This window comes from Aeromonas sp. R5-3, from assembly GCF_040908225.1.
In the GTDB taxonomy this organism is placed as follows: Bacteria; Pseudomonadota; Gammaproteobacteria; order Enterobacterales; family Aeromonadaceae; genus Aeromonas; species Aeromonas dhakensis.
Genome location: NZ_JBFODH010000005.1, coordinates 1 through 13,164 on the forward strand (window position 1 = coordinate 1; position 13,164 = coordinate 13,164).

The 13,164-nt window shown below is 61.9% G+C and carries 11 protein-coding genes and 2 tRNA genes; 7 read left to right on the forward strand and 6 right to left on the reverse strand.

Going from position 1 to position 13,164, the window contains the following annotated elements:
* Nucleotides 1-99: 99 nt before the first annotated feature.
* From AB5Y95_RS02205 to rsmC, 5 genes are all read right to left on the reverse strand, one after another.
* Nucleotides 100-185 (reverse strand) — tRNA-Leu (locus tag AB5Y95_RS02205).
* 55 nt (nt 186-240) lie between these two features.
* Nucleotides 241-326 (reverse strand) — tRNA-Leu (locus AB5Y95_RS02210).
* Nucleotides 327-442: 116 nt separating this feature from the next.
* Nucleotides 443-1,903 carry a glycogen synthase GlgA gene (glgA, locus tag AB5Y95_RS02215; RefSeq protein WP_368159431.1) on the reverse strand — a complete coding sequence of 487 codons (1,461 nt, stop codon included), beginning with the start codon at nt 1,901-1,903 and terminating at the stop codon, nt 443-445.
* Nucleotides 1,893-3,110, reverse strand: a complete 1,218-nt coding sequence (glgC, locus tag AB5Y95_RS02220) for a glucose-1-phosphate adenylyltransferase (RefSeq protein ID WP_005305468.1) — start codon at nt 3,108-3,110, stop codon at nt 1,893-1,895. Before glgC ends, glgA begins: the two co-directional genes overlap by 11 nt.
* Before the next feature lie 149 nt (nt 3,111-3,259).
* Nucleotides 3,260-4,288 carry a 16S rRNA (guanine(1207)-N(2))-methyltransferase RsmC gene (gene rsmC / locus AB5Y95_RS02225; protein WP_279462405.1) on the reverse strand — a complete coding sequence of 343 codons (1,029 nt, stop codon included), beginning with the start codon at nt 4,286-4,288 and terminating at the stop codon, nt 3,260-3,262.
* Between the two features lie 280 nt (nt 4,289-4,568).
* Here rsmC and dapA point away from each other — a divergent pair, with 280 nt between their 5' ends.
* The 4 genes from dapA to AB5Y95_RS02245 all read left to right on the forward strand — a co-directional run bounded on the left by dapA (nt 4,569) and on the right by AB5Y95_RS02245 (nt 8,940).
* Complete coding sequence (gene dapA / locus AB5Y95_RS02230; protein WP_005305461.1) at nt 4,569-5,441, forward strand: 4-hydroxy-tetrahydrodipicolinate synthase; 873 nt, start codon at nt 4,569-4,571, stop codon at nt 5,439-5,441.
* 94 nt (nt 5,442-5,535) lie between these two features.
* Nucleotides 5,536-7,176 carry a diguanylate cyclase gene (locus tag AB5Y95_RS02235; RefSeq protein WP_017778392.1) on the forward strand — a complete coding sequence of 547 codons (1,641 nt, stop codon included), beginning with the start codon at nt 5,536-5,538 and terminating at the stop codon, nt 7,174-7,176.
* A gap of 4 nt (nt 7,177-7,180) precedes the next feature.
* Nucleotides 7,181-8,284 (forward strand): EAL and HDOD domain-containing protein, encoded by a 1,104-nt coding sequence (locus AB5Y95_RS02240; RefSeq protein ID WP_010636011.1) that lies wholly within the window; start codon nt 7,181-7,183, stop codon nt 8,282-8,284.
* Between the two features lie 65 nt (nt 8,285-8,349).
* Nucleotides 8,350-8,940, forward strand: a complete 591-nt coding sequence (locus AB5Y95_RS02245; RefSeq protein ID WP_024943147.1) for an HAD family phosphatase — start codon at nt 8,350-8,352, stop codon at nt 8,938-8,940.
* Nucleotides 8,941-9,086: 146 nt separating this feature from the next.
* On the opposite strand, the gene hfq is transcribed toward AB5Y95_RS02245, so the two are convergent.
* Nucleotides 9,087-9,446 (reverse strand): RNA chaperone Hfq, encoded by a 360-nt coding sequence (hfq, locus tag AB5Y95_RS02250; RefSeq protein ID WP_005305447.1) that lies wholly within the window; start codon nt 9,444-9,446, stop codon nt 9,087-9,089.
* Between the two features lie 177 nt (nt 9,447-9,623).
* On the opposite strand from hfq, the gene AB5Y95_RS02255 reads away from it, so the two are divergent.
* From AB5Y95_RS02255 to AB5Y95_RS02265, 3 genes are read left to right on the forward strand one after another with little or no spacing between them, the layout of a single operon-like run.
* Nucleotides 9,624-10,904, forward strand: a complete 1,281-nt coding sequence (locus tag AB5Y95_RS02255) for a PqiA/YebS family transporter subunit (RefSeq protein ID WP_368159432.1) — start codon at nt 9,624-9,626, stop codon at nt 10,902-10,904.
* Nucleotides 10,897-12,543 (forward strand): intermembrane transport protein PqiB, encoded by a 1,647-nt coding sequence (gene pqiB, locus AB5Y95_RS02260; RefSeq protein ID WP_005305443.1) that lies wholly within the window; start codon nt 10,897-10,899, stop codon nt 12,541-12,543. Before AB5Y95_RS02255 ends, pqiB begins: the two co-directional genes overlap by 8 nt.
* Entirely contained in the window at nt 12,543-13,112 is a 570-nt protein-coding gene (locus AB5Y95_RS02265) for a membrane integrity-associated transporter subunit PqiC (protein WP_368159433.1), read from the forward strand. The genes pqiB and AB5Y95_RS02265 overlap by 1 nt, the downstream gene beginning before the upstream one ends.
* Nucleotides 13,113-13,164: the final 52 nt, after the last annotated feature.

Consider the following 13,164-nt stretch of genomic DNA (forward strand, 5'->3'; position numbering starts at 1 on the left):
CCGGGGGGCACTAACACCTGAAGCTAGCGCGTCTACCAATTCCGCCACCTTCGCACATCGGGTTATCAGTCTGGATTTACATGCTGTCTGATAAAAGCATGGTGCGAAGAGAGGGACTCGAACCCTCACACCCGGGGGGCACTAACACCTGAAGCTAGCGCGTCTACCAATTCCGCCACCTTCGCACATCGGGTTATCAGTCTGAATTTACATGCCGTCTGATAAGAGCATGTTGCAGTATGGTGCGAAGAGAGGGACTCGAACCCTCACATCCGTGGGACACTAACACCTGAAGCTAGCGCGTCTACCAATTCCGCCACCTTCGCATCACTGCGGTGGGGGATTCTATAGAGTTTTGGGGGGGCGTCAACAGCCAGAAGGTACTTTTTTCGCTGTTGACGCCCAAAGCAGCATCAAGGGGACAAAACTTCAGCAATTAGCGTCACTGGCGAGCCAGGGCGTCCCGATACATCTGTTCGTACTGGATGACCGAATCGGGCCAGTTGAAACGGGTGTTCATGGCATTGCGCTGAACCCGGGCAAACTGCTCGGGATCCTGCAGGTAATAGAGCAGGCTGCGACGCATGGCATCGAGCAGTATGTTGGCGGTCGGATCGTTGAAGCAGAAGCCGGTCGCATGTGCCGGATCGGCATCCCAGTCCACCACCGTATCTTTCAGACCGCCGACCGCCCTTACCAGCGGCAGGGTACCGTAGGCCAGGCTGTACATCTGGTTGAGGCCGCATGGCTCGAACAGGGAGGGCATCAGGAAGAAGTCGGCGCCAGCCTCCACCAGGTGGGCGAGCCGGTCGTCATAGGTATTGATGAAGGCGAGCCGGTCCGGGAATTGCTGGGCCAGGGTGTGCAGCTGGGTGGCGAGGGAGGGATCACCCGAGCCGACGATCACCACCTGCACCTTGTGATGCAGAAACTTGTCCAGCACCGGCAGCAGCAGATGCACGCCTTTTTGTTCGGTCAGCCGGCACACCATGCCGTAGATGGGCAGGTCCACCACCGGCAGGCCCAGCTCCTGCTGCAGACTCTGCTTGCAGACGCCCTTGCCGGCCAGGTTGTCGACGTCATAGGTGGCCGGCAGAAAGTCGTCAAAGGCCGGATCCCAGTCCTGATAGTCGCAGCCGTTGAGGATGCCACGCAGATCCGCCGCTCGCTGCTGGAAGACGCTGGCCATGCCGTGGGCCCCCAGGTGGGTCAGCAATTCGCTGGCATAGTTGGGGCTGACCGCGTTGATCTTGTCGGCATAGAGCACCCCGCACTTGAGCAGGTTGACGTGGCCGTAGTCATAGCTGATGCGCTGTTCGTAGTCGGCAATCTCGGGCACGGCCCAGAACTGCTGGCGCTCGAACACCCCCTGGAACGCCGCGTTGTGAATGCTGATCACGCTGCGAGTGTGCTGGAAGAAGGGGTTGTGGGCGTGTCGGGTTTTCAGCAGCAGCGGCAGCAGGCCGGTGTGCCAGTCGTTGCAGTGCACTATGTCGGGGGCAAAGGCGAGCTGCTCGCAGGCGTGCAGCGCGGCGGCGGCCAGGAAGGCGAAACGCTCGCCGTTGTCCGGATAGGCCTGGTTGTTTTCGGCATAGAGCTGGGGGCGATCGAAGTACTGCGGGCAATCGAGCGGGTAGACACAGACCCCTTCGAGATCCATCTGATAGATGCGATAGCCGATATCCGGCAGGCCTGGGTGGGTTGGCAACCAGCGCGAGACCAGCAGTTTGGCCTCATCCCGTCGCTTTATCGTCTTGTAGAAGGGGAGCATGATCCTGACATCATGTCCCTTCTGGGCCAGGTACAGCGGCAGGGCTCTGGCCACGTCCGCCAGGCCCCCGGTCTTCACAAGCCCCTCAACTTCCGAGGCAACGAACAGGATTTTCAGTGGGTTAATAGCCAACTCTTGCTCCCTTAGGTACCACGACGATACCGCCTTCGGACACGGTAAATCGCTCTCTGTCATGGTCCAGATTTTCACCGATCACGGTGCCGGGCGCAATTTCAACGTTCTTGTCGATGATGGCGCGGCGGATGGAGCAGCCCTCGCCAATCTTCACGTCACCGAGCAGAACCGACTCGCTGATGTGGCTGCAAGGGCCTATGTTGCAGCGAAAACCCAGGATGGAGCGCTGGATCTGGCTGCCCTGGATGAAGCAGCCGCCGGAGATCAAGGAGTTGGCGATCTTCACCTTGCAGTCGTCGGTGTCGACGAAGGTGGCGGGCGGCAGCGGCGGATAGTGGGTATGCAGCGGCCACTTGCGGTTGTAGAGGGAGAAGGGGGCATCGTCGGCCACCAGGTCCATGTGCGCCTGCCAGTAGGAGTCCAGCGTCCCCACGTCGCGCCAGTAGACGTTGGGCTTCTCGCCCGGGATCACGTTGGTGCTGTAGTCGTAGACATAGACGGGGGCGCGCGGGAACAGGCTGGGGATGATGTCCTTGCCGAAGTCGTGGCTGGAGTTCTCCTCGGCGGCGTCGCGCTTGAGTTCGCGATAGAGCGACTCGGTCTCGAAGATGTAGTTGCCCATGGAGACCAGCGCCTGGGTGGGATCGCCGGGGATGTGCTTGGGTCGTTTGGGCTTCTCCTCGAAGCCGATCATCCGGCCCTCCTGATCCACCTCGATCACTCCGAAGGCGCTCGCCTCCTCGATGGGCATGCGTAGGGCGGCGACGGTCAGGGCGGCGGCCTTCTGCTTGTGGAAGCTCACCATCTGGCTCACGTCCATCTTGTAGATGTGGTCGGAGCCGAAGATGCAGACGTGCTCGGGGTCGGAGATCTCGATGAAGCGTAGGTTCTGATAGATGGCGTCGGCGGTGCCGTCATACCAGCGTTTTCCCATCCGCATCTGGGCCGGAATGGGGTCGATGAAGCGATCCGTGATGCCGACGATATTCCAGCCCTTCTTCATGTGCAGATAGAGGGACTGGGACTTGAACTGGGTGAGCACGTAGATGCGCAGGAAGTCGGCGTTGACGAAGTTGTTGAGCACGAAGTCGATCAGTCGGTAGCTGCCACCAAAGGGAACCGAGGGCTTGCTGCGGGTGGTGGTGAGTGGCTGGAGGCGAGTACCTTCGCCGCCCGCCAGGATCATGGTGAGTATGCCTGCCATCGTATTTCTCTCCCTGAATTCATACTATGAAAAGGTTTTCAGCTTGCTGCAAAAAAACACCCCTAAAGGGGTGGTTTGAGGTGTGTCAATTACCTTATCAGATCCCGTATGGGGCTCTCTACCTGTTTCCGGTGACTGCTTACACTTATTTACACTTTGCTCAGATAGACCTTGAATTTGGCATCGCCACTGATCACTTCCGTCCGTTTGAAGTGCGTCTCCAGTATAGGCTGATATCGCAGAAAGGCGTTGGCAACTATGGTGAGGGTGCCCTGCGGCGACAGATGCTCCGGTGCCTTGGCCAGGAAGGTCTCTGTGGCGGCGTAGAAGGTCTTGAGACCGGCGTGGAACGGCGGGTTGGAGACGATGCGGTCAAATTTTTCCTGGATGTCGGAATAGACGTCGGATGCCTTCACCTCGCCCTGCAGGCCGTTGATGGCCAGAGTGCGGCGGCTGGATTCCAGCGCCAGCGCATTGATGTCCACCATGGTGACCCTGAGTTCAGGATTGCGCTTGGCCAGCACCGAGCCGATCACCCCGGCGCCGCAACCGAAATCGAGTAGCGTTCCCTGCATGGCCGGCAGGCTGGCCAGCAGCATCTGGCTGCCCAGATCCAGCTCGGATGCACTGAACACGCCGGGCAGCGCCAGCACGGTCAGCTCGGTATCGCCAGCCTGGCACTGGTAGCGGCCAAACCAGGTGTCCAGCTCGAACGAGGCCACCGGTTTGCTCAGTTCGCCGTGATAGAGGGAGCAGCGGCGGGCCGAGTCGCGTTTGACCGGTTTGTCGCCATAGGGAGCCAGCAGCTTGTCGGCCCCGTTGATGCCGCCGCGGTTCTCGCCGGCGAGGAACAGCTCGGCACCGGCTTCCAGCAGCGGGGTCATCATGGCCAGCAGGTATTGGGCCTCGGCCTTGGCCTTGGGCATCAGCAGCAGCAGGGCATCGAAGCGGGGAGAGCCACCCAGCTGGTGATCGAACAGGATGGCGTCGCCCAGCGCGGCCTGCTGGCTGCGGTAATAGCAGTAATCCGTGGTAAACACGGTGAGGGAGTGGGTCAGGGTTGCCAGTTGGCGCGGATAGTCATCCTCCAGGGCACCGCACACCAGCAGCCGCTTGCCGACAAAGAGGGCTTGGTTTCGTTCCAGCATCTGGCTGACGGCACTGATCGGGCTGCTCATCGGGTCTCTCCACGCAATTTTGGGCGGCCATTATACATAGCCGCTTTCGCCTTGACATTTATGCCGTGTTCCCGAAATATGCCCAGACACCATTTTTTGAGCAGAGATGACGCAATGCGGTTCAACGGGTTGAAACGAAAGCATAAAAAAAGCCTGACATTCGGGCCTGCCGACGTTCGCGCGTAACCTCTCATCCCTGAGCAGATTCAAACCCCGGTTGCGCACATCGTACCGGGGTTTTTTATTGCCACATTCATGAGTCAACGGAGAAGGAAATTCCATGTTCAAAGGTTCAATCGTCGCCCTGATCACCCCCTTTCGACAGGGCAAGCTGGATGAAGAGGCGTTGGCGCGTCTGGTGGAGTGGCATATCGAACAGGGTACCCACGGCATAGTGCCGGTGGGCACCACGGGGGAGAGTCCGACCCTGACCCATGACGAGCATTGCCGGGTGGTGGAGCTGGTGGTCAAGCTGGTGGCTGGCCGCATCCCGGTGATTGCCGGGGCCGGTTCCAACAATCCGGTTGAAGCCATCGAATACACCCGCTATGCCGAGCAGATGGGGGCCGATGCCACCCTGCACGTGGCCGGTTACTACAATCGCCCCAATCAGGAGGGGCTCTATCACCACTTCAAGGCGGTGCACGACGCCACCAGCAAGCCCATCATCGTCTACAACATCCCGCCGCGCGCGATCGTCGACGTGCAACCGGCGACCCTGGCCCGCCTGGCCGAGCTGCCGCGCATCGCCGGGGTGAAGGATGCGACCGGCGATCTGGCCCGCCCCTGGGTGGAGCGCCAGCTGATCAAGAAGCCGTTCGCCTGGCTCTCCGGCGAAGATGCCACCGCCGTGGCCTACAACATCGGCGGCGGTCAGGGTTGTATCTCGGTGACGGCCAACGTGGCCCCCAGGCTGGTGGCCGAGGTGCAGAACCTGGCGCTGGCCGGCCAGTGGCAAGCTGCGCGTGAACTGCAAGACAAGCTCATTCCGCTGCATCAGGCGATGTTTGCCGAGCCGAGCCCGGCCGGTGCCAAGTATGCCGTCTCCCTGCTGGGCTTTTGCAGCGAGGAGTGCCGCCTGCCGGTGATGCCGCTCTCCGAGGCAACGCGTACCCGCATCCGCGAGGCGATGCACGCCTTGAATTTGTTATAAAAAATGGGCTCTGGATCGCGCTTTTGATTGGCCAGTCAATTAAAGTGCAGGCTTTGCCGATATACTCGCTTGGATACAACCAAGGATGGCAGGCATGCAGGAATGGGATCCAGAGCACTTCACCAGCTTTGAACACCTCTGTGAAGTGACACTGGCGGCAATCAGGGAAAAAACCGAAGCCGAACAGATCTATTTGTGGCTGCGCGCCCCCGAGTCGCAGCTCTACAGCTTCCAGCTCGATCAGGGACTGGTCAGCCTGACGGCCGATGCCGTCGCCCCCCTCAAGTTGCCGATCCTCTTCATCGAACACGCCCTCGACAAGGGACAACTGATGGTGGAGCCGCTCGCCCAGCACAACGAGCTCTGGGAAACGGTCGAACCACAGACGGTGCGCCTGCGCGCCTGTTTCCCGCTCAAGCGCCACAAGGGGCTGGAGGCTGTGGTCTACCTGGAGACCCGCCGCCGTATCGATCGCCTGCCCCGGCGCCAGCAACAGGGCATCCAGCTGCTGATGCACTATCTTGCCGCCGAGCTCGAGAGCCGGCTGCTGGCCAGTCAGGTCGATCTGGAGCGGGATCAGCGGCTGCACACCCAGGCCGACCTCATCCGCAGCCAGGCGCTGCAAGGCTCTTTCCTCAGCATGCTGCAGGCGCTGCACCAGGTGGGAGTCAAGCTGGCGCGTTGTGACAGTGAACACCAGCTGCTGCACGATGCGGTGGCGCTGGCTCGTCAGGAGCTGCAGTTCGACCGCATCGCCATCTTCCTGGTGGATGCCGAGTTCAAGACCATGCACGGCACCTGGGGCACCAACGAGGTGGGTGAGCTGATCGACGAGCACCACTTCATCAGCCCGATCCCTGATCACCCCACGGTGCAGGAGGCGCTGCGCCGCAAGGATTATGTGCTGGTGCTGGAGGATGCGCCGCTCTACTACGAAAAGCAGGAGGTGGGGCGTGGCTGGAATGCCATGGTCTCGCTGTGGGACGGGACCACCCCCATCGGCTGGATCGCCGCCGACAACCTGCTGTGGCGCCGGCCGCTCAAGGCTTATCAGAGCGAGATCTTCAAGCAGTATGCCGCCATGCTCTCCCAGTTGCTGATCCGCCAGCGTACCCAGGCGGCGCTTGAACGATTCAACCGCGAGCTGGAGCAGCGGGTCAGCGAGCGCACCATGCAGCTGGCGGAGAGCAACCGGGCACTGGCGGAGGCCAACAAACGGCTCTCCATGCTGTCGCTGGAAGATCCCCTCACCGGCATCGCCAACCGTCGCCAGTGGGATCTCACCATGCAGCGGGAGTGGGAGTGGGCGCGCCGGCACCAGAGTCTGCTGGCGGTGCTGATGATCGACGTGGACGAGTTCAAGTCCTACAACGACCACTTCGGCCATGCCAAGGGGGATCAGTGTCTGCAGCAGGTGGCCGCCCTGCTGCAGGATGCGGAACGGCGGCGTACCAACCTGGTGGCGCGTTACGGCGGCGAAGAGTTCGTGATCCTGCTGTGCGGTCCGCAACCCGGTGAGGCGGAGCGGCTGGCGGAACAGATTCACCAGGGGCTCAGTGAATTAAAAATCCCGCATCCGGCCTCCCGAGTTGCTGATTTCATTACGGTTAGCATAGGCTTTAGCTATCTGGTTCCCTCGCTGGATGGAACATGGCAGAGCCTGACCGAACAGGCCGATCAGGCGCTCTATCATGCCAAATCGCAGGGGAGGGCGTGTACGCTAGCCTATCGGTGAGCCCATGTTGTTACGTCGTTATCCCATCTTCAACCGTCGTCTCGCTCTCGTGGCCTATGGCATTGACTATCAGCTTGCCGACCCTGCCGAATGGCCCCTGCTGGCCGCCCAGTGCCGGCTGCTGGCTCAGGGGCGCCAATATCTGTTGCCCTTCACCCACGAACAGCTCGATGAGCTGCGCCCTCTGCTGTTCGATCAGGACACCATTCCGCTGGTAGAGGCTTCGGCCGAACGGTTGCCCACCTCTTTTCCCGTATTGGAGCAGTGGCGCGACTATCGGCGCCGGCTGGCGGTGCACGGTGCCCAGCGCGAGCAGCGCTGGCTCAGCGCCTCCCGTCTGCTGGTGTTCTGGATGGGGGAGGAGGGGATCCGTCAGCCGACCGAACACAAGCGGATGGCCCTCGGCATCGAGAGCTGGGGGGATTTTCTGCCGCTCAAGGAGGCGGGGGTCGACTTCTTCGCCGGCGGTTTTCTCGCCCGCCCGGAGCTGGTGAACCAGCGCGCCGCCCAGCCGGACATGAAGCTGGTGCAGGAGATACTGCAGCTCATCTGCCACGAGGAGTTCTCCTTCGCCCGGGTGGCGACCCTGCTGCAGCAGGATGCCTGGCTGCCGGGGCAGTTGTTGAGTTACGTCAACGCCCCCGGCTTCGATCATGCCAGCCCCATCGTCTCGGTTAACCGGGCGCTCTCCTATCTGGGGGAGCAGGAGATCCGCAAGTTCGTGCTTATCTACGGATTGGCCAGGGTCAGTCAGCACATTCCGGAGGCCTGCACCCGCATGGCCATTGCCCGCGGCCGCTTCTGCGAGCTGATCGCCCTGAGCGCGCTCGGCAAGTCCGCCGCCAGCTGGGCCTTCCTGGTGGGGCTGGTGCTGGACGGCTCGCTGCTCTCCGAACAGCTCAAGGCCCATCTGCCCAAGGACGTGAAGCGAGCGCTGGAGTCCCGCGAGGGACCGCTGTTTCATCTGTTTCAGCTGGTGAAGTGCTATGAACAGGGCGACTGGCCACTGCTGGCCCAGCTGGCGCCTACTTATCAGCTGGATCCCGCCAAGCTGACCCCCATCTATTTTCAGGCACAAATGTGGGGGCAAGCGTTTCTCGCCACCTAGGCCGTGGCGAGCGAGAGGGGCTCTGGCTAGAATGGGGGCCCTTTTTCAGACACGGATCCCGCACCATGACCCTCTCCGGCTTTCAAGGCCTGGTATTCGACCTCGACGGCACCCTGGTGGACTCCATGCCGCTGCACCTCGCCGCCTGGGCGCACACGGCCCGGGAGTTTGGCTTTCACTTCGATCCCGACTGGTTCTATGAGCTGGGTGGCATGCCGAGCCGCAAGATAGCCCTGCTGGTGGCCGAGCAGCAGCAGATCGCGCTGGATCCGCTCATCGTGACCCGTTGCAAGACCGAGCACTACGTGGCCAACCTGCACAAGGCAACCGTCTTCCCGGCCATGCAGACACTGGTCGAGCGTTACCATGGCCGCATTCCCATGGGGATCGGCACCGGCTCACCGCGGGTCAACGCCGCCGCCGTGCTGCGCAATACCGGGTTGGATCGCTACTTCTCCGTGGTGGTGACGGCCGATGATGTCGAGCTGCACAAGCCCCATCCGGATACCTTCCTGCTGGTGGCCAGCAAGCTGGGGGTCGATCCGGCGGGTTGTCTGGTGTTTGAGGATACGGGGATTGGCGTACAGGCCGGTCAGGCTGCGGGTATGCAGACCTGCATGGTCAGGGAGGGCAGACCGGTCGGCTTGCAGTATTGAAGCTGCCGCATTGAATCTGGGCAGAGAGCGTCATCATGGGCGCTGAGGTAGAAAGTCCATTCCCATACGGGACTGTCATGACAAATGGGAATGGACTCGGTCACCCTCTGACGCAGCGATGGTCGCGGGGTGACATGGGCATGGCCTTACTGGTCGCTGTTGCCGCCCTGGTTGTCGTCGTAACGACCGGGTGCGCCGTGGGGGCGCGGCGCCATGGAGACGCGAGGCTTGCGAGCACGCTGGATATTGACCTGCGGCCGGCCGGAGTGCATGGCGATGGTGGAGATCTTGGCCTTGTAGACCAGCTGCTGGTTGCCATGGGCATCGGTCAGCAGCACGCTGTACTGGTCGAAACCGCTGATGGTCCCCTCCAGCTTGATGCCGCTCACCAGGAAGATGGCGACCTGACTGCGGTTCTTGCGCAACCAGTTGAGGGCAGAATCTTGCCCGTTCCCGAGGGAGAAGGCTTGCTCGATCGTGGAGTAGCTTGGGGATTCAGTTGTCATAAATTATTGTCCCGCGGAAAAAAAGTGGCGTTTGATTGTGCTAAATGGTCACTTGCTTGTCAAAGTCATTCTCACGCCCGGTCGGGGTGGTGCAATGAGAGGGCTGGTCGGCACGGGCCGCTGCTGTAATAATTGGCGGTTCTGGCCCCGTGGCGGGCCTCATGCTGGGGTTTCATCTTGCATCCGGTTTCACACCAACATCAACCCACCTATACCCATGACGCCACCGCGTGCGAAGAGTGCGACCTGCTGGTGCCGGCCACCACGCTGGCCGTGGGGGAGGTGAGCAGCTGTCCGCGCTGCGGCCATACCCTGAGCCGCCATCTGCCGGAGCAGGAGCGCAGGCCCATCGCCTACGGCTTTGCGGCCATCATCATGTTCGTGCTCTCCAACGCCTTTACCTTCATGTCCTTCTCCGCCAAGGGGGTGGGGCAGGAGATGACCTTCCTGCAGTGCATCACCACCCTGGTGGATCAGGGCTACCTGTTCCTCGGGGCCGTGCTGAGCCTGACCCTCATCGGCCTGCCGCTGGTCTATATCGGTTCCATCATGCTGGTGCTGTGGCGGGTCGACAAGGATCTGCACAGCAATGCCCTGCGCTCTCTCGGTCGGCTGCTGTGCCGGATCAAGCCCTGGCTGATGGTGGATGTCTTCCTCATCGGGGTGCTCATCTCCCTGGTCAAACTGATGGGGATGGCCGACATCAAGATGGGGTTGTCGTTCTGGGCCTTCGTCGGCTACACCCTGCTGCTGATCAAGATGATCTCGTCGCTGGATCGGATGTGGCTGTGGCAGCGGCTGTTCGGGCCGAGCCAGCCGCATGGCGTGACGGTGGATGACGACGAGGCCAGCGCCATGAGCGCCGGTCTGGTGGGTTGCCACATCTGCGGCGCCCTGAGCGAAGCCGGTGCCCACAGCTGCAAACGCTGCGGCGAGCATCTGCACAGCCGCAAGCCGGGCGGGTTGAACCGTACCTGGGCCCTGCTCTTTACCTCCATCATCCTCTACGTGCCGGCCAACCTTTATCCCATCATGGATACCGTCTTCCTCGGGGATGACAGCCCCTCCACCATTCTGGGTGGGGTGCTGGTGCTGTGGGCCATGGGCTCCTATCCCATCGCGGCGGTGATCTTCTTCGCCAGCGTGGTGGTGCCGCTGGTGAAGATCCTGGCGCTGTTGTGGCTCTGCTACATGGTGCAGCGCGGCCAGGGCACCTCGCCCCTTGGCAAGCTCAAGCTTTATCGCATGACTGAATTTGTGGGGCGCTGGTCGATGATCGACGTCTTCGTGGTGGCCATCCTGGCGGGTCTGATCCGGCTCGACAACCTGATGACCATCTATCCGGGCCCTGCGGCCGTCGCTTTTGCAGGTGTGGTGCTGGTGACCATGGTGGCAGCCATGAGTTTCGATTCCCGCCTGATCTGGGATTTACAACAAGGAGAACGCGAACGTGAGTGAGCGTAAGAAGAGGTGGAAACCCGGTTCGGACTTTCTGAGCTCGGCCGCCGCAATCTGGATGGTGCCGCTGCTGGCGCTGTTCATCGGGATCTGGATGCTGTTCCAGCACTGGTATTCGCAAGGTCCCAGCTTCACCCTGACGGTGGCAACGGCCGAAGGCATAGTGGCGGGCAAGACCATGATCCGCTCCCGCGAGGTGGAGGTGGGTCGCATCGAGGCGGTGGAGCTCAGCGATGACTACAGCCACGCGGTGCTGAAGGCCCGCCTGACCAATGCCGCCGCCGGCATGCTCAAGAAGGACAGCCAGTTCTGGGTGGTCAAGCCGCGGGTGGGACGCGAAGGGGTGTCGGGCCTCGGCACCCTGCTCTCCGGCGCCTATATCGAGCTGGCCCCCGGCAAAAAGGGCAAGGCGCGCGATGAGTACGCCATGCTGGACAAGCCGCCACTGGCCTCGCAGGACGCCAAGGGGCTGCGATTATCACTGAGCAGCCGGGATACCCGGGCGCTCGGGGTGGGGTCGCCCATCAACTACCAGGGTTTCACCATAGGCCAGGTGGAAGAGGCGAAGTTCCTGCCCGAAAAGAGTGAGATGCAGTACCAGATCTTCATCAATGCCCCCTATGACGTGCTGGTGAGCAGCAACTCTCGCTTCTGGATGACCCCGGGCTTTGAGGTCTCCATGAGCAGCGAGGGGATGAAGGTGAAGATGGATTCGCTGGAGAGCCTGCTGGACGGTGGCATCACCATGGGGCTGCCCCCTGGCTGGGCACCCGGCGAGCCGGTCAAACAGATGGACGACTTCACCCTGTTCCAGGATCAGGCCAGCGTGCTGGCCGGTAGCCTGGATCAGTTCATCGACTACGTGTTCCTGTTCGAGGACAGCGTCGGTGGCCTGCACCCGGGCGCGGCGGTGGAGTATCGCGGCATTCGGGTCGGTACCGTCATCTCGGCGCCCTATCTCATCGACGAGAAAGGGGTGCAGATGTTCCAGAGCCGGCAGATCCCGGTACTGGCGAGGATCGAGGTGCAGCGTCTCTCCCATCGCTATGCCAACGCGGAGAAGGAGCAGTGGCGCGCCCTGTTCGGCAAGCAGTTCAAGGAGGGGTTGCGGGCGACGCTCAAGACCTCCAGCCTGCTGACCGGGGGCAAGGTGGTGGATCTGAACTTCTACCCCGATGCGCCCAAGTTCCAGCCCACCAAGCTGGCGGGCTATCAGGTATTCCCGACCGTGCAGGCAGGGCTCGACCAGATCGAACGCAAGGTGAACCAGATCCTCGACAAGTTCGTCGACATGGACACCGCCCAGACCCTGAACCAGGTCAACCACACCCTGGCGACCCTGGATCAGACCCTGAAGAATGTCAGTGCGCTGAGTGCCAACCTGAACAAGTTCACCGGTCAGAGCGCGACCCAGCAGTTGCCGGCGTCCCTCAACGACAGCCTGAAACAGCTGCAGAGCACGCTGCAGGAGTATGATGCCAACTCCCAGACCAACCAGGATCTGCGGCAGTCGGTGCAGTCGCTCAACCAGCTGATGCGCGAGTTGCAGCCGTTGGTACATTCGCTCAACGAGCAGCCGAGCTCGTTGATTTTCGATCGGGCTCGTCCCCGTGATCCCGAGCCCAAGCGAGGTCAATGATGAAGAAACGGATGATGACGCTGGCCTTGCTGGGCCTGCTGGCGGGTTGCAGCGCGGCATCGACGCAGCTGCACTACTACTCCCTCGACGCCGAGGCGCAGCAACCGGCTGCAGTGGTGGCGCAGCCGCAGCATCAGCTGGTGCTCAAACCTGTCTCTCTGTCCGGCCAGCTGGATCGGATGAGCCTGGTCTATCAGCTGGAGGGCAAGGAGCTGCACTTCGCCGAATACCATCGCTGGGCAGGGTCGCTGGATGCCCAGCTCGATCAGCTAACCCTGAACGGCCTCTCCAGCCGCTTGCCGGGCTGGGTGGTGCGGCAGGATGGAGCCCGCAAGGGGCCGGTGCTGACCATCTCGGTGGAGCGCTTCCAGGGCCGCCACGACGGTCGCGCCGTGCTGAGCGGCCGCTGGCGCCTGCTGACCGAAGAGGGCTCTGTCCTGCGTGACGTCCCCTTCCAGCAGGTGCGGGTGCTGCCTGCCGATGGCTACGGCACTCTGGTGAGCGAGCTGGGGGCTGGCTGGCAGCAACTGCTCGACCAGATTGCGGCCGAGGTGCGCAAGGGCGCCTGACGACATGTCGATGCACCGACTCAAAATGAAACGGGAGGCCTTGGCCTCCCGT